Source organism: Streptomyces sp. NBC_00299 (assembly GCF_036173045.1).
GTDB classification, from domain to species: domain Bacteria; phylum Actinomycetota; class Actinomycetes; order Streptomycetales; family Streptomycetaceae; genus Streptomyces; species Streptomyces machairae.
On record NZ_CP108039.1, the window covers coordinates 8,295,996 to 8,313,851 of the forward strand.

Annotated in this window: 3 protein-coding genes; all 3 read left to right on the forward strand. The window is 72.8% G+C overall.

Annotated features, from left to right (window positions below; genetic code table 11):
• Nucleotides 1–44: 44 nt before the first annotated feature.
• From OHT51_RS37005 to OHT51_RS37015, 3 genes are read left to right on the forward strand one after another with little or no spacing between them, the layout of a single operon-like run.
• A complete protein-coding gene (locus OHT51_RS37005) occupies nucleotides 45–6,449 on the forward strand; it encodes a MupA/Atu3671 family FMN-dependent luciferase-like monooxygenase (protein ID WP_328883252.1) in 6,405 nt (2,134 codons plus the stop codon).
• A complete protein-coding gene (locus tag OHT51_RS37010; RefSeq protein WP_328883253.1) occupies nucleotides 6,449–14,356 on the forward strand; it encodes a non-ribosomal peptide synthetase/type I polyketide synthase in 7,908 nt (2,635 codons plus the stop codon). The genes OHT51_RS37005 and OHT51_RS37010 overlap by 1 nt, the downstream gene beginning before the upstream one ends.
• Nucleotides 14,353–17,781: an amino acid adenylation domain-containing protein gene (locus tag OHT51_RS37015; protein ID WP_328883254.1), complete on the forward strand. Its 3,429-nt coding sequence runs from the start codon at nucleotides 14,353–14,355 to the stop codon at nucleotides 17,779–17,781. The genes OHT51_RS37010 and OHT51_RS37015 overlap by 4 nt, the downstream gene beginning before the upstream one ends.
• The last annotated feature ends 75 nt before the right edge of the window (nucleotides 17,782–17,856 follow it).

Here is a 17,856-nt window from a genome sequence, read left to right on the forward strand (position 1 = left end):
CCGCCGCAGACAACACCTCGATCACGGGGGAAGGACCAACCTCGATGAACAGTGGACGGCCTGCGAGCCGCGTCGCCGACTCGCTCACCGATCTGTTGCTGCGTCGCTCCGCGGAGCAACCCGACTCCGTCGCCTACACCTTCCTGGAGCGCGACCGCGAGGTCTCCTGGACCTACGGCGAACTGGACGCCCGGGCCCGGGAGATCGGCGCGACCCTGCGGAGGCACTGCGCTCCGGGGGAACGGGTGGTGATCGTCCTGCCGCCCGGACTCGACTACGTCGCCTCGTTCTTCGGATGTCTCTACGCCGAGGTCATCGCCGTCCCCGTGTACCCGCCGAACGGGGCGAGTCTGGTCCGCAGCCTGTCCCGGTTGGAGGCGATCGTCTCCGACGCGCGTCCGACCGCGGCCCTGACCCTCGGGGCCGTCGCGGGGCAGCGCGACGCCTTCGTCGAGACCAACCCCCTGCTGGGCACGCTCCGGTGGATCGGGGTGGACACCGACGTGACGCCGGAGGCCGGCTGGCGGCCGGAGCCGGCGCCCCGGGACGCGCTCGCCTTCCTCCAGTACACCTCCGGCTCCACCGGCACCCCCAAGGGGGTGATGGTCAGCCACGGGAACCTGCTGCACAACGGCGGCGACATCGAGCGGTTCTTCGAGCTCACACCCGACAGCAAGACCGTCATCTGGCTGCCGCCCTACCACGACATGGGCCTCATCGGCGGCATCCTGCAGCCTCTGTACACCGGATACCCGACGGTGCTGATGCCGCCGATGGCGTTCGCCGCCGACCCCCTGCGCTGGCTGCGCACCATTTCCGACCACCGGGCCACGACCAGCGGCGGGCCGAACTTCGGCTACGAGCTGTGCCTGCGCAAGATACGCCCCGAGCAACTGGAGGGCCTGGACCTCAGCTGCTGGCAGGTCGCCTTCAACGGAGCCGAGCCCGTCCGCGCCGATGTCATGGACGCCTTCGCCGACTTCCTGGCGCCCACCGGTTTCCGCCGCGAGGCGTTCTACCCCTGCTACGGACTGGCCGAGGGAACCCTCATCGTCACCGGCGGCTCGCCCAAGGCGGCCCCCGTGGTGCGCGAGATCGAGGGCGCCGACCCCGTGGTGGGCTGCGGACAGCCCTCCCCGGAACAGGAACTGGCCATCGTCGACCCCGAGACGCGCCGGCGCTGCGCCGAAGGAGAGGTCGGGGAGATCTGGGTCGGCGGCCCGAGCGTCGCCCAGGGCTACTGGCAGCGCCCCGAGACCAGCGCGGAGGTGTTCGGCGCCCGCATCGAGGGCTCGCAGGACGGCCCCTTCCTGCGCACCGGCGACCTCGGCTACGTCGTCGACGGCGAGCTGTTCGTCTCCGGCCGCATCAAGGACCTGATCATCCTGCGCGGCGTGAACCACTACCCGCAGGACATCGAGCTCACCGCCTTCCGGTCCCACCCGGCACTCAGGCACAACGGCGGGGCTTGCTTCACCGTCCCCGTCGACGGCCAAGAGGTGCTGGTCGTCGCACACGAGGCCGAGCGGGTCGCCCGCGACGCCGACGTGCGGGAGGTCGCGGCGGCGGTGCGGGCCGCTGTCGGAGAGAACCACCTCATCGCCCCGCACGCCTTCGCGTTGGTACGGCCGGGGCGGCTGCCCCGCACATCGAGCGGCAAGATCCAGCGGTTCGCGGCCCGCGAGCAGTATCTGGCCGGCACGCTCGCCGTGCTGGGCGTCCACGAATACGGCCAGGATGACGTCGCCGACCCGGCCACCACCACCGCCACCGCGGGACCGGACCAGGCACGCACACCTCAGGCGGTGGAGTCGTTCCTGCGGGCGGCCATCGCGCGGCGCGTGGGCGGCGACCCCGGCGCGCTGGACCTCGGCAGGTCCGGCCCCGCCCTCGGCCTCGACTCCCTCGACCTCCTGGAGATCCAGCACGAGGTGGAGAAGGCCTTCGGCGTCGAACTCGGATACGAGGCCATGCACGGCGCCCCGGTCCGCGACGTCCTCGCCGCCGTGGTCGCCTCGGTCGAGGACGCCGGGGACACGGTCGCACCCGACGCCACCGCCCCCGATGTCTCGCCCGACGAGCTGAGCCACGGCGAACGCGGCCTGTGGTTCCTCGACCACGTCACCGGCTGCGGCGCCGCCTACAACGTCGCGGGCGCCGTACGCCTCCCCGACGACGTCGACCCGGACGCCCTGCAACAAGCGCTCGACCGGGTGGTGGAGCGACACGCCGCGCTGCGCACCTCGTACACCACGGACGAGGACCGGCCGATGCGCCGGATCGACGCCGGGGGGAAGGTCGTCCTCGACCGCACGGCCGTCCCGGAGGCCGCGCCGGGTGCCCTGGAAGCCCTGCTCGCGGATGCCGCCGCCGAGCCCTTCGACCTGGCGGCGGGGCCCCTCGTACGAGCGCGGCTGTGCGCCGGCGCCGACGGTCGGCGGGTGCTGCTGCTGGTCATGCACCACATCGTCGCGGACTTCTGGTCGATGTCCCTGATCGTGGACGAACTGGCGCGCTGCTACCGGGCGGCGCGCTCCGGCACGGCCGCTGATCTGCCGCCGGCCGGTGACTACGCGGCCTTCGTCGCGGCGCAGCAGCGGTACGCGCAGAGCGCCGAGGGCGAGGCCGCCGCCGCCTTCTGGCGGGAGCGGCTCGGCGGCGAACTGCCCGTACTCGAGCTCCCCACCGACCGGCCCCGTCCCCCTGTCCAGACATACGACGGTGACACCCACGACTTCTCCCTGGACGCGGAACTGCTCGCCGGGCTCTCCGCCTTGGCCCGGCAGTCGGGGACGACGCTGTACACCGCGCTGCTGTGCGCGTTCGAGGTTCTGCTGCACCGCTACAGCGGCCAGAGCGACATCCTGGTCGGCTCGCCGGTGTCCGGCCGGGGCCGCCCCGCGTACGCCGACACCGTCGGCTACTTCGTCAACCCCGTGGTCATCCGCGGCGACCTCGGCGGCGACCCGGTCTTCCGTGAGCTGCTGGCCCGCTTCTCCGGGACCGTGTCCGAGGCGCTGGCCCACCAGAACTACCCGTTCGGCCTGCTGGCCGAGCAACTCCAGGCCGGCCGCGACCCGGCGCGCTCCCCGGTCTTCCAGGCCATGTTCATCCATCACCAGGCACCCTCCCGGTTCCCCGGCGACTTCGCCGCGGTCGCCACCGGGCACGGGACGCGGCCGTTCACCCTGGCGGGGCTCGACCTGGCGCCGGTCCACGTGCCGCAGCGCACCGCGCAGTTCGACCTCACCATGATCGTCGCGGAGCACGCGGACGGTCTCGTCGGGCGCGTCCAGTTCAACGCCGACCTGTTCGACCGTGCCACCGTCGCCGAACTCGCCGACAACTTCCGCACCTTGCTCGCCGGGATCACCGCCGACCCCGACCGGCCCCTGTCCGCGCTGCCGCTGCTGAGCGAGGAGAAGACCCGGCGCGTACTCGTCGACTGGAACGACACCGCCCTGGAGCTCCCCGCCGCGCTGTGCATCCACCAGGAGTTCGAGGCCGCGGCCGCCCGCACGCCCGACGCCATCGCCGTGGTCTTCCGGTCGGCGCGGCTGACCTTCGAGGAACTGTCCGAGGCGTCGGACCGGTTGGCCCGGGAGCTCGTGGGCCGGGGCGTCGGCGCGGAGTCCCGTGTCGGCATCTGTCTGGACCGCTCGCCGGAGCTGATCGTCGCGATGCTGGGAATCCTCAAGGCCGGCGGCGCCTACGTGCCGCTCGACCCGGACTACCCGCGCGACCGGCTGGACGTGGTCGTCTCGGACGCCCGGCTCGACCTGATGGTGACCCGCGGCAGGGTGGCGCGCCGGGTCGCGGGAAGCGCCGTACCCCTCCTCGACGTCGACGACGTCCTCGCCGCACCCGACGGGCGGGCCGGATGCCCGGCCGGCCGGGCATCCGCGGACAACGCCGCGTACCTCCTCTACACCTCCGGCTCGACCGGCGTCCCCAAGGGCGTGGTGGTCACCCACCGCAACGTCGGCAACTTCTTCGCCGCCATGGACGAGAAGGTCGGCTGCGGCACCGACGACACGATGCTCGCGGTGACCAACGCGGGGTTCGACATCTCCGTCCTGGAACTGCTGTGGACGCTCACCCGGGGCGCCACAGTGGTACTTGCGGAGGACGCGCTCTCCCGACAGGCCGGGCAGGCGGCCCCGGTCAAGCCCGTCGACTTCAGTCTGTTCTTCTTCGCCAGCGACGCACGCTCGGGCACGGACGACGCGCGCCGGCGCTACGACCTGGTCTTCGACAGCGCCCGTTTCGCCGACGAGCACGGCTTCACCGCGGTGTGGACCCCCGAGCGGCACTTCCACGAGTTCGGCGGCCTCTACCCCAATCCCTCCGTGCTCAGCGCCGCCATCGCCGCCGTCACCCGCAACGTGGCGGTCCGGGCGGGCAGCGTCGTCCTGCCGCTGCACTCGCCGGTGCGCGTCGCGGAGGAGTGGTCCCTCGTGGACAACATCTCCGGCGGACGGGTGGGCGTCGCGTTCGCCTCCGGCTGGCACGCCGACGACTTCGTCTTCTTCCCGGAGCGGTACGAGGGCCGCAAGGAGCAGATGTTCCGGGACATCGACACCGTGCAGCGGCTGTGGCGGGGCGAGACGGTCTCCCTGCCCGGCGGTACCGGCAAGCCGGTGGACATCGCCGTCCGCCCGGCCCCCCTCCAGCCCGAACTGCCCACCTGGATCACCGCCGCCGGAAGCCCCGACACCTTCACCAGGGCGGGAGCCATCGGGGCGAACGTCCTCACGCACCTCCTCGGCCAGACCGTCGAGCAGGTCGCGGAGAACGTACGCCGCTACCGCGAAGCCCGGCTCCAGAACGGCCACGACCCGGACACCGGCGTGGTGACCCTGATGCTGCACACCTTCCTCGGCGACGACGTCGAAGAGGTGAAGCGGCAGGTCCGTGAACCGTTCACCGCCTACCTGCGGTCGTCCGTCGGGCTGATCGAGAACCTGGTGCGCTCGCTCAACCTGCCCGTCGACCTCGCGGGCATGAGCGAGTCCGACATGGACGACCTGCTGGAGTTCGCCTTCAACCGGTACTTCGACACCGGCGCGCTGTTCGGCACGCCCGAGTCCGTACGGCCGCTGATCGAGCGCTGTGCCGAGGCGGGAGTCGACGAGATCGCGTGTCTGGTGGACTTCGGACTGCCCCGCCGGACGGTCCTGGACGGACTGCCGGCCCTCGACCGGCTGCGCGAGCGCAGCGCACGCGGCGCCGCCGCCGAAGCCGCGACCGCCGGAGACGAGGACAGGTCCCTCGCCGGCCAGATCGCGGCCTGGCGCCCGACCTTGCTGCAGGCGACGCCCTCCGCGATGCGGCTGACGGCCCTCGACAAGGCAGCCATGAGCGGACTGACGTCCCTGCGTGCGCTGTTGCTGGGCGGCGAGGCCCTCCCACCCGACCTCGCCCGGGAGCTGCGCGAACAGCTGCCTGCCCGGCTGGTCAACATGTACGGCCCCACCGAGACCACGATCTGGTCGGCCACGCACGAGGTGACCGAGGTGGAGGAGACGGTGCCGCTCGGCGGACCCATCGCCAACACCCAGATCCACATAGTCGACGAGGGCCTGCGACCCGTCCCGGTCGGGGTGGCCGGCGAACTGGTGATCGGCGGCGCCGGGCTGGCCCGCGGCTACTGGCGCCGCCCGGACGTCACCGCCGAGAGGTTCGTGCCGAACCCCTTCAGCCGGACGCCCGGAGAGCGCCTGTACCGCACCGGCGACCTCGCCCGCTACCGCCCCGACGGCCGCGTCGAGTTCCTCGGGCGGATCGACCGGCAGGTCAAGGTACGGGGGCACCGCATCGAGCTCGGAGACATCGAAGCGGCCCTGGCGGCCCGCGAGGACGTACGAGAAGCGGTCGTGATCGCCCAGCAGGAGGCCTCCGCCGGCACCCGGCTCGTCGCCTGCGTGGTGCCGGCCGACGGCGCGACGCTCTCCGGCCGCGACCTCCAGCGCGGCCTGCGCGAGCGGTTGCCCCAGTCCATGGTCCCCAGCGGCTTCGTCCTCCTGCCCGACCTGCCGCGTACCGCCCACGGCAAGGTAGACGTCAAGGCCCTGGCCGCCCTGCAGTGGTCCGGCTCCGGCAACGGCGTCAAGGCGGCACCGGTGACGGAGCTGGAGCGCTCCATCGCCGCGATCTGGAGCGAGGTACTCGGCGTCGAATCGGTCGGACTGTATGACAACTTCTTCGATCTCGGCGGGCACTCCATGCTGATGGTCCAGGTCCACAACCGGCTGCAGCGCGACACGGGCGTGGAACTGCCCCTGATCAAGCTCCTGGAGCACCCGACGGTCAGCGCGCTCGCCGCCCATCTGGGCGAGGGCGGCGCCGACACGGAACAGCGGGTGTTCTCCGACAGCGAGGAACGAGCGCGCCGACAGCGCGACAGCAGGCGAAGGTCCCGCGGGCTCGGTGGAAGGGGCAGGGCGTGATGAGCGAGCTCAACGAGCCGCAGGAGGACACCGGATCGGACATCGCCGTCGTGGGCATGGCCTGCCGGTTCCCCGGCGCGCCCGACGTCGAGACGTTCTGGGCGAACCTGCGCGACGGCGTCGAGTCCATCCGGCACTTCACCCCGGAGGAACTCGCCGAGCTGGGCGTACCGCCGGAGGTCTCCGGACAGCCCGGCTTCGTCCCCGCGGGCGCCCCCATCGACGACCCCGAGGGCTTCGACCACCGCTTCTGGGGATACTCCCCGCGCGAGGCGGCGCTGCTCGACCCCCAGCAGCGGCTGTTCCTGGAGACCGCCTGGGCCGCGCTGGAGCACGCCGGGCACACCACGTCCGACCGGTCCGGCACCGTCGGCGTCTACGCCGGCATGGGCCTGAGCACCTACCTGCTGTACAACCTGCTCGACCACCCGGACATCAGCGACTCCGACACACAACTCGCCATGCTCGGCAACGACAAGGACTTCCTGAGCAGCCGGGTCTCGTACCACCTGGATCTGCGCGGCCCCAGCATGACGGTGCAGACCGGCTGCTCGACCTCGCTCGTCGCCGCCCATCTCGCCTGCGACAGCCTGCTCAGCTACCAGTGCGACCTGGCCCTGGTCGGCGGAAGCACGGTGGTGCTGCCCGAGCGCACGGGCTACGTCCACGTCCCCGGCGGCACGGCCTCCTCCGACGGGCGGTGCCGGGCCTTCGACGCGGCCGGCGACGGCACGGTCTTCGGCAGCGGAGCTGGCGTCCTCGCCCTGAAGCGGCTGGACGACGCTCTGGAAGACGGCGACACCGTGTACGCCGTCATCAAGGCGTCCGCGGTCAACAGCGACGGCGCCAACCGGGTCGGCTTCACCGCACCCAGCCTGGACGGTCAGGCCGAGGTCGTCCTGCGCGCGCAGAAGATCGCGGACGTCGACCCGCGGACCGTCACGTACGTCGAGACGCACGGCACCGCCACGAAGCTCGGCGATCCGGTGGAGGTCGCCGCGCTGACCAAGGCCTTCCGGCAGGGCACCGACGCCACCGGGTACTGCGCCATCGGCTCCGTCAAGACCAACATCGGGCACCTGGACGCCGCGGCGGGCGCGGCCGGCCTGATCAAGACGGCCCTGGCACTGCACCACGGGAAGATCCCGCCGTCACTGAACTTCGACGAGCCCAACCCGCAGATCGACTTCGCGGCGAGCCCCTTCTACGTGAACACGGAGCTCGTCAGCTGGCCGGACCGGGACGGGCCCCGGCGGGCCGGCGTCAGCGCGTTCGGCTTCGGCGGCACGAACGCCCACATCGTCCTGGAGCAGGCCCCCGCCCTGCCGCCCGTCCCGGACGACGCCGGGCCACAGCTCCTGGTCCTCTCCGCGAGGACACCCTCCGCGCTGGAGGAGACGACCGCGAGGCTCGCCCGTCACCTCCGGGAGCGCCCGGACCTCACGACGCGGGACGTCGCCCACACCCTGCGGCAGGGCCGCGTGCCGTTCGAGCACCGCAGGGCGCTTGTGGTCCGGGACCGTGAGGACACCCTCGCCGTGCTGGAGGGCGGCGACCCGGCCCGGCTGCACGAGGGGGCCGCCGCCCGCCAGGACCGGCCCGTCGCCTTCATGTTCGCGGGGCTCGGAGACCAGTACCGGGGGATGGGCCGGGACCTGTACGAGGGCATGCCGGAGTTCCGGACGGCCGTGGACGAGTGCTGCGACCTGCTCCGGCCACTTCTCGGCCTCGACCTGCGGGACGAGTTGAGGCTGCGCGGGCCGGCCGTCGAGGCGCCCGCGAGCGGCGGGCTCGACCTGCGGCGCATGATGTTCGGCGGAGGCGAGGAGGATGACCCGTTGCAGCGCACCGGGCTCGCCCATCCGGCGCTGTTCGTCGTCGAGTACGCGCTGGCCCGGCTGTGGCAGTCGCTCGGTGTACGGCCCGCCGCGCTCATCGGGCACAGCCTGGGGGAGTACGTCGCCGCCACCGTCGCGGGCGTCTTCACCCTGGAGGACGCCCTGAACGTGGTCGTCGCCCGCGCCAAGCTGTTCGACGAGATGCCTCAGGGCGCCATGCTGGCCGTCCCGCTCGGCGTGGAGGAGACCACCCGGCACCTCGACGGAGACCTGGCTGTCGCTCTCGTCAACGGGCCCGCCCTGACCGCCGTGTCCGGGCCGGTCGACGAGATCGAGGCGCTGGAGCGGCGCCTGGCCGGCCGGCGGATCGCCGCCCGGCGGATGCGCGCCGAACGGGGCTTCCACTCGCCCATGGTCGCCGGCATGGCCGCGCCCCTCGCCGAGTTCATCGCCGGGATACCGCTCTCCCCGCCCCGTATCCCGCTCGTGTCCAACGTGACCGGCACCTGGATGACCCCCGAACAGGCCACCGACCCCGCGTACTGGGCCCGGCACAGCGTCAGCACCGTCCGGTTCGCCGACGGGCTGGCCACCCTGTGCGCCGAACGGGACCGCTCCCTCGTCGAGGTGGGCCCCGGCCAGTCGCTGAGCGCGCTGGCGGCGGAGCACCTCGCGGGGGCGGACCCGCAGGCACACCCCGTGGTGGTGCCCTCCCTGCGGGCCGTCTACGACCGCCGCCGCCCCGACGACCTCAGCCATCTCCTGGACGCCATCGCCCAGTTGTGGACCACCGGTGCGGCCGTCGACTGGGACGCCCTGTCGGACCCCGCCGGGCACCGCAGGGTCGGTCTGCCCACCTATCCGTTCGAGCGCACCCGCTGCCGGTTCGACCCGCCGGGTGAGCGCTCCGGGTCCTCCCGCAGGCCTTCCGCCACCGCCCGGCGGGACGATCCCGAGTCCTGGCTGCTCGCTCCCGCCTGGCAGTCGGCGCCCATGCCGTCCCCGGCGCCGCCCCGGCCCGTCGGCGAGCACTGGCTGCTCCTCGCCCCGGTCGGACAGGACGGCCTGCCCCTCCCGCTGGCTCTGAGCGTCAAGGACCGTGCCACGGCGGCCGGACATCGGGTGACCGTCGTCGTGCCAGGCGCTCCGGGCGCCGTCGACGGCCCCCGCCACGGCGTCGACCACCGGATCGATCCGGCCGACCCGGGTGCCTACGCCGAAATGGTCGCCGCGCTCGACGACGACCAGTGGCCCGCGAAAGTGCTCCACCTGTGGAGCGTCGACCCCGGCGGCGACGACGCGGAGGACGGCGACCCGTACACACGCGGCATGCACAGCCTGCTGTGGCTGTCCAGGGCCTTGTCCGCCCGCAGCGCCGCCGCTCCCGTGGACCTGTGGGTCGTCTCCCACGGGCTCGTCGGCGTGGAACGCGCCGACCGGCCGAGGCCGGAGGTCGCCACACTGCTGGGCGCCGCCAAGTGCGTTCCGCAGGAGTACGAGGGCATCAGCGTCCGCTGCGTCGACGTCGCCCCGGACGACATTCCGGGCCCGGGCGCGGACGAACTCGCGGACCGGCTCGTCGACGTCGTCGCGGAGGCGCCCGACGAGCGCCTGATCGCCTACCGCGGACGCACCCGGTGGACGCAGACCTTCCAGCCCCTGACGCTCGGCACGGCCCGCAGCCCCCTGCGCGGCGACGGCGTGTACGTGATCACGGGCGGGCTCGGCGCGGTCGGCCTCGAACTGGCCGACCACCTGGCCGACATGGCCGCCTCGATCGTCCTGACCGGCCGCTCCGCCTTCCCCGACGAGGAGGAGTGGGACGGCTGGACGGCCCGTCACGGCGACGACGACCCCACCAGCCGCAGGATCCGGCGGCTGCGCGCCATGCGGGAACGCGGCGCGCGCGTCCTCGTGCAACGGGCGGACGTCACCGACGAGGCGGAGATGAACCGGTCCCTCGCGGAGGCGGAGCGGCTGCTCGGACCCGTCACCGGCGTGTTCCACGCTGCCGGGATCGTGGGTGAGAACGCCTTCGCCCCCATCGACACCCTCGACCGGCGGTGGCTCGACGGCGTGATGCGCGCCAAGGTCGACGGCACACGCGTCCTGGAACGCGTCCTCGCCGGACGCGAGCCCGAGTTCGTGTTGCTGTTCTCCTCCAACGCGGCCCTGCTCGGCGGTCTCGGCACCGCCGGCTACACCTCGGCCTGTGTGTTCCTGGACTCGTTCGCCCAGGCCAGGGCCGGACGGCCGGGTACGCGGTGGATCAGCGTCGACATGGAGGACTGGATACCCGACGAGGGGCTCGGCCGCCCGATGACCAGCGTCACCCGGTACGGCGTCGGTGTCGCGGAGGGCGTTCGGTTGCTGAGCCGTATCGCGGAGAGCGCCGAGGCCGGGGTGACCACCATCGTCACCGCCGACCTGGAGGAGCGGCTCGACCGTTGGGTCCGCCACCCGGAGGTCGCCAGACGCGGACGCGTACCCGCCGGCGGGGCCCGCCAGCCGCGGCCGGAGCTGAGCACCGCCTACACCGACCCTCGCGACGCCACGGAAACGGTCATCGCGGACATCTGGGCGGAGATGCTCGGCGTCGACAAGGTCGGCCGCGACGACGACTTCTACGAACTGGGCGGGCACTCCCTGCTCGCGACGCAGATCGTGTCGCGGGCCCGTGCGGCGCTGGGCGTCGAACTGTCCCTGCTCAACCTGCTGCGCCGGCCGACCGTGGCGGGTCTCGCCGACTACGTGCGGGGCGACGAGAGCGAGGCGGCGGCCCAGGACCCCATCCCGGTCGTGCCGCGGGACGAGGCGCTGGCCCTCTCGTACGGGCAGCAGCGGTTCTGGATCATCGACCAGCTCACCCCCGGCAACTCCGTCTACAACATCCCCGACGTCGTGCGCGTCGAAGGGCCCCTCGACGCCGAGGTGCTGCGGTCCTCGCTCGACGACATCGTGGCCCGGCACGAGGCCCTGCGCACGTGCTTCGGCCTCGACGGCGAGCGGCCCACCCAGCGCATCGCGACGGACGTGTCCGTCCCGTTGCCCGTCACCGACCTGCGCGACCTGCCCGAGGGGCAACGGCGCCGGCGCTGGGAGGAACTGGCCCTGGCGGAGTCGCGGCGGCCGTTCGACCTGACCCGGGCGCCCCTGCTGCGGGCCGCGCTGCTGCGGGTGGGCGACGAGGAGCACATCCTGCTGCTCACCATGCACCACAGCGTGTCCGACGCCTGGTCCACCGGCGTGTTCGTCCGGGAACTCGGCATCCACTATGCCGGCCGCCTCGGCGCGGCCACCGAGGAACCGCCGTCGCTGCCCGTCCAGTACGCCGACTACTCCGCCTGGCAACGGGCGCGGCTCGACGGGCCTGGGCGCGAGGAACTGGTGGAGTACTGGCGGACCCAGCTCGCCGGGGCACCCCAGCTCGTGGAGTTCCCGCCGGACCACCCGCGCCCGGCGGCCCAGAGCTTCGCCGGCGCGACCGTGCCGCTCACGTTGCCCGGCCCCCTCGTCAAGGGCCTCCAGCAGCTCGGCGGCAGCCAGGGCGCCACGCTGTTCATGACGCTGCTCGCGGCCTTCACGTTCCTGTTGCACCGGTACTCGGGCGAGCGGGACGTGGTCGTCGGATCGCCGATCGCCGGGCGTACCCACCCGGACGTGGAGAACCTGATCGGCGTCTTCGTCAACATGCTGGCCCTGCGCACGGACGTCGACCCCGGTCTGTCGTTCCGCGACCTGCTGGAGCGGGTCAAGGAGACGACGCTCGGCGCCTACGCCCACCAAGAGCTGCCCTTCGAGCTGGTCGTGGAGGCCGTCGCGCCCGAACGCAGCCTCGGCCACGGGCAGTTGTTCCAGAACGTCCTCGTCCTGCAGAACGCCCCGCTGCCGCCTCTCGACCTCGCCGGGCTGCACCTGGAACAGGTGCCGATGCCCGCAGTCAACGCCAAGTTCGACCTCATGATCATGCTGCGTGAGACGGGCGACGAGGCGGTGGGCATCCTCGAATACGCGACGGACCTCTTCACCGAGGAGACCGTGCGCCGGATCGGTGCCCACTTCGTCAGCCTGCTCGACAAGGTCGTCGCGGACCCCGACCGCCCCCTCGCCCGGATCGACCTGCTCTCGGACACCGAGCGGGCGAAGGTCACCGGCGCCTGGGCGCACGGGCCCGAGGGCCATGCCGGCCGGCGCTCCCTGCCCGAGATGTTCCGGGAGCACGCCGCCGCCACGCCGGACAAGGTCGCCGTTTCCGACGCGCTGGACCCCACCGCGTCCCTGACCTTCGAAGAGGTCGAGGCCGTCTCCAACCAGCTCGCCAGGGAACTGCGGCGACGGGGGGTGGGCGCCGAGTCGCGTGTCGCCGTCTGCGCCGAGCGGTCCCCGGAGACGATCGTGCTGCTGCTGGCCGTCATGAAGGCCGGTGCCGCCTACGTGCCCCTGGACCCCGCGTACCCGAAGGACCGGCTCAGGTTCATGCTGGCCGACTCCGGAGCCGAGCTGGTGCTGGTCGCGGGCGAGCACCGGGAACGCCTCGGCGAGGGGCCGCACACCACGCGCACGGTGGACGTCGACGCGTTGCGACAGGCCTCCGCCGGCCTGCCCACGACCCCCCTCGACCTGCGCATCGACCCCGCCCAGCCCGCCTATGTCCTCTACACCTCCGGCTCGACCGGCGTCCCCAAGGGCGTGATCGGCCTGCACGGCGGCATGGTCAACCGACTGGAGTGGATGTGGCGGGAGTTCCCCTTCCGGCCCGGAGAGGTCCTCTGCCAGAAGACCTCGCTGAACTTCCTCGACTCGTTCTGGGAGATCTTCGGGCCGCTCTGCCAGGGCGTCCCGGTCGTGGTGCTGCCGCAGTCCCTGCTCATGGACCTGCCCGCGCTGGTCGCAGCGCTCGCCGAGCACCGGGTCACCCGCATCGTGCTCGTCCCCTCCCTGCTGCGGGCCCTTCTCGACACGGTGCCCGACCTCGCCGGTGAACTGCCCGCCCTGCGCCTGTGGGTGAGCAGCGGGGAGGCCCTCCCGGCCGACCTCGCGGGCCGCTTCCTGAAGACCCTGCAGGGCCGGATCCTGCTCAACCTGTACGGGGCGTCCGAGATCTCCGCCGACGTCACCTGGCACGTGCTCACCGACGCCGACGTGGCGGCGGGCAAGGTGCCCCTGGGCAGGCCCATCGCCGGAACCAGCGTGTACCTGCTCGACGAACTGATGCGGCCGGTCCCCGCCGGGGTGGCGGGCGACCTGTACATCGGCGGGCCCGCCCTCGGCCGGGGCTACGTCGGACGGCCGGACCTCACGGCCGAGCGTTTCGTGCCGAACCCCTTCCCCGACGGACCCGGCGGACTGCTCTACCGCACCGGCGACCGTGCGCGGTTCCGGTCCGACGGGGCCATCGAGTACGCCGGACGGAGCGACCAGCAGGTCAAGGTCCGCGGATTCCGGGTCGAGCCCGCCGAGGTGGAACAGGCCCTCCTCGCCCACCCCGCACTGGAACAGACGGTCGTGACGGCCGAGGGCGAGGTCCTGGCCGCCTACTACGTCGCGGCCGGGGGACAGCGGGCCGACGCGGAGGAACTGCGCCGGCATCTGCACGGGCGGCTGCCCGGCTACATGGTCCCCACGCTGTTCGTGCCCTGCGCCGAGCTGCCCCTGACTCCGAGCGGCAAGATCGACCGCCGGGCGCTCAGCGGTCTCGCCCGTACCGGGGCACGGACCGCGACGGCGCCCTCGGTCGCACCGCGCGACGACGCCGAACGGGCGGTCGCCGTGCTGTGGCAGGAGACGCTCGGCACCACGGGACCGGTGGGCGTCCACGACGACTACTGGGCCTCGGGCGGCTACTCGCTGCTCGCCACCCGGTTCGCCGTACGCGTCCGGGAGACCTTCGGTGCCGCCTTCCCGCTGGACCGGTTCTTCGCGGACGCCACCGTCGCGGGTGTGGTCCGGACCCTGCGGGACGACCCCGACACCGGCCACGAGGTCGACGAGCGGGCGGCGCTTTTGCTGCAGGTCGCGGAACTGTCCGACAGCGACCTCGATCGACTGCTGACTCAGGAGGACGTGTGAGCGGCACCGGCGGAGACATCGCCGACAAGCGGCGGGAGGCCATGCGCCGGCTGCTCGCGCAGCGCGGACTGAGCACGAAGTCCGAGTCGCGGATCGCCGCCCACCCCGAGCGCGGCAGCGCCCCGCTGTCGCATCCTCAACGCCAACTCTGGCTGTTCGAGCAGATGTTCCCCGGCACGGGGGCGTACAACGTGCCCGCGGCGGTACGGCTGACCGGCACGGTCGACGTCCCGGCCCTGCAGAGCGCCCTGGACGCCTCGATCGCCCGGCACGCCGTCGTCACCGCCCGGTTCCGCATGGAGGGCTCCGAGCCCCGGCAGTATTTCGCCCCGGATCCGGTCCGGGTGCCCATCCGACGGCACGACCTGACGGGGCAGCCGGCCCCGGACCGGGAGCGCGGCGCTCTCGAGCTGGCCAGGTCCATCGCGGCCCGCCCGTTCGACCTGACCGACGCGCCTCCTCTGGCCGTCCACCTCGTCACCCTGACCGAACACGACCACGTCCTGGTGCTCAACATGCACCACCTCGTCGGCGACGCCCTGAGCTGGGGCGTGCTCCTGCGCGAGGTCGCCGCCGGCTACGACGCCGTCCTGCGCGGTGAGAAGCCCGCCGCCGAACCCACGCCCGTGCACTACGGCGACTATGCGCGCTGGCACCGCGACCGGCTGCACGGCGCTGCCTACGACGACCAGCTCGCGTACTGGGAGCGGGTGCTGACCGACCCGCCGTCCGTCCTGGAGCTTGCGGCCGACCGGCCCCGTCCGCTCACCCCGGCGTTCCGCGGCGACGTGGTGGACTTCGGCCTGGACGCCGCCACCGTCGCCGGGCTCAGGGAACTCGGACGCCAGGAGGGCGCGACCTTGTTCATGGCCGTCATGGCCGCCCTCGACGTCCTGCTGTACCGCTACACCGGCCGGACCGACTTCCTCGTGGCCACCTCGGTGGCCAACCGCGCTCACTCCCAGGTCGAACCGATGGTCGGCCTCTTCGTCAACACGCTGCTGCTGCGGGCCAGGCTCGACGGTGACCGGACGTTCCGCGAGGTCCTGCGCCACGTCCGGGAAGGGACCGGAGAGGCACTCGTCCACCAGGAGGTCCCGTTCGAGAAGGTCGTCGAGCGGCTGCGCCCCGACCGCACCGGGGGAGCCGTCCCGTACTTCCAGGTGATGTGCACGCTGCGCCCCGCGCCGCGCTTTCCCGAGATGCCCGGTCTGCGGCTGAGCGACTTCCCCGTCCACAACGGGACCAGCAAGCGCGACCTCACCCTGAACCTGGTCGAGGACGGTGACACGGTCCTCGGGCAGTTCGAGTACGACACCGAGATCTTCGACCGCGAGACCGTGACCCGCCTGGCCGCGCACCTGCGGCAGTTGGTGACCGCCGCCCTCGCGGCGCCGGACACCCCGGTCGGCGCACTGCCCATGCTCACCGGCGCGGACCCCGCCCCGCCTTCCGAACCGGCCCGCTACGCGGCGGCGGCCTCGTGCGTGCACGAGCTGTTCGCCGAGCAGGCCGACCGCACCCCGGACGCCGTCGCCGTTCGCGGCGAGGACACCACACTCACCTTCGCCGAACTCGACCGGCGTGCCAATCAGTTGGCGCACCTGCTGCGAGAGGCGGGCGTGGGCCCGGAACGCCCGGTCGGGCTGTGCCTGGAACGCACCCCGGCCATGGCCGTGGCCGTGCTCGGCGTGCTCAAGGCGGGTGGCGCCTACGTGCCGGTGGACCCCGCCGACCCGGCGGCCCGGCGCGCGGCCATCCTCGCCGACTCGGGTGCCGCCGTCCTGGTCCACACCGGCGGCGCGGACCCCGGGGCCACGATCAGGACGGTGGAACTCGACCCGGACTGGACCGCGCTGCGTGATCGGCCCACCGACTGCCCCGACAGCGGGGCGACACCCGGGAACACCGCGTACATCCTCTACACCTCCGGCTCCACCGGCGCCCCGAAGGGCGTCGCGGTCGAGCACCGCCAGATCGTCAACTACACCTTCGCGGTGCTGGACCGGCTCGACGTCGACGAGCCGCTGAGCTACGCGATGCTGCAACCGCTCACCGTCGACTCGTGCCTGACCATGCTGGTGCCTCCCCTGGTCACCGGGGGAGAGCTGCACCTGATCACCCGTGAGCGCGCCCTCGACGCGGACGCCCTGGCCGACTACATGGCTCAGCACAGCGTCGACTGCCTGAAGATCGCTCCCTCCCATCTGAAGGCCCTCATGCGCTCCGGGCGGGGCGCGGACCTGCTGCCCCGGCGCCGTCTCGTCATCGGAGGCGAGGCGTCGGGCTGGCAGTGGCTGCGCTCCGTCGCCCGCACGGCCGGTCCGGACTGTCAGGTGTACAACCACTACGGTCCCACCGAGACCACCGTCGGCGTGCTGACCTGGCCCGTTCCACGCGACGCGGAGCCCGAGGCGGTGAACGCCCCGCTGGGAAGACCGCTGCCCAACACCACGGTCCATGTGCTCGACCGCGACGGCCGGCAGGTGCCGGCCGGGGTCCCCGGCGAACTCTGCGTCTCCGGCGCCAACGTGGCCCGGGGCTACGTGGGCAGACCGGACCTCACCGCGGCCGCCTTCGTCCCCGATCACCTCACCCCGCCCGGCGGCACGGCGAACCCGCCGGGCGGGGAGGGCGGGGCCCGGATGTACCGGACCGGTGACCTGGTACGGCTGCGCCGGGACGGCACGCTCGAGTTCCTGGGGCGCGGCGACGACCAGGTGAAGATCCGCGGGTTCCGGGTCGAGCTGGGCGAGATCGAGGCGGCTTTGACCGACTGCCCTCTCGTACGGGAGGGGATCGTCGTCGTCCGGCGCGACGGACAGGAGGAGCCCCGGATCGTCGGCTACCTCGTGCCGCAGGACGCCGGGGATGCCGGGAATGCCGGGGACGCCGAGGGCAAGGGGGACGGCGGCGGCGGTGCCGGGGACGCCGGCACGCGTGCCGTGCTGGAGTACCTGCGGGCCCGCCTGCCCCGCCACATGGTTCCCGCCGCGCTCGTGGCGCTGCCCGCGCTGCCCCTCTCCGCGCACGGCAAGGTCGACCGGAGGGCGCTGCCCGCCCCGGCGCGCACCGAAGCACCCGTGCTCGCCCCCCGCAACGACACGGAGCGCGCCGTCGCCGAGGTGTGGCGTGACCTCCTGGGCGTCGACGACGTCGGCCTCGACCAGAACTTCTTCGACCTCGGCGGCCATTCACTGCTGCTCATCGAACTGCACCGGCGGCTGGCCGCGGACGTGGGCATCCACGCCGAGCTGATGGAGCTGTTCCGCTCGACCACCGTCCGCGCCCAGGCCGCCCTCGCCGACGACGAGAGCGGCCCGGCCGGACCCGTCGGCCTGGACAGCGCCAGGGAACGCGGCAGGCGGCAGCATCAGCTGCTGAGGCGCAGGCAGGCGGCTCGGCCGCAACGGCCCGCGCCATGACGGACCTTGACACCGGGAAGAGCGGCTAAGAGTATGAGCGGGACGCTGCCGCAATGTATCGACGTTCCCGCAGCG

Bases quoted from the DNA above. Each gene is read 5' to 3' on its own strand.
- OHT51_RS37005 (WP_328883252.1), top strand. From the start codon at position 45: ATGAACAGTGGACGGCCTGCGAGCCGCGTCGCCGACTCGCTCACCGAT.
- OHT51_RS37010 (WP_328883253.1), top strand. From the start codon at position 6,449: ATGAGCGAGCTCAACGAGCCGCAGGAGGACACCGGATCGGACATCGCC.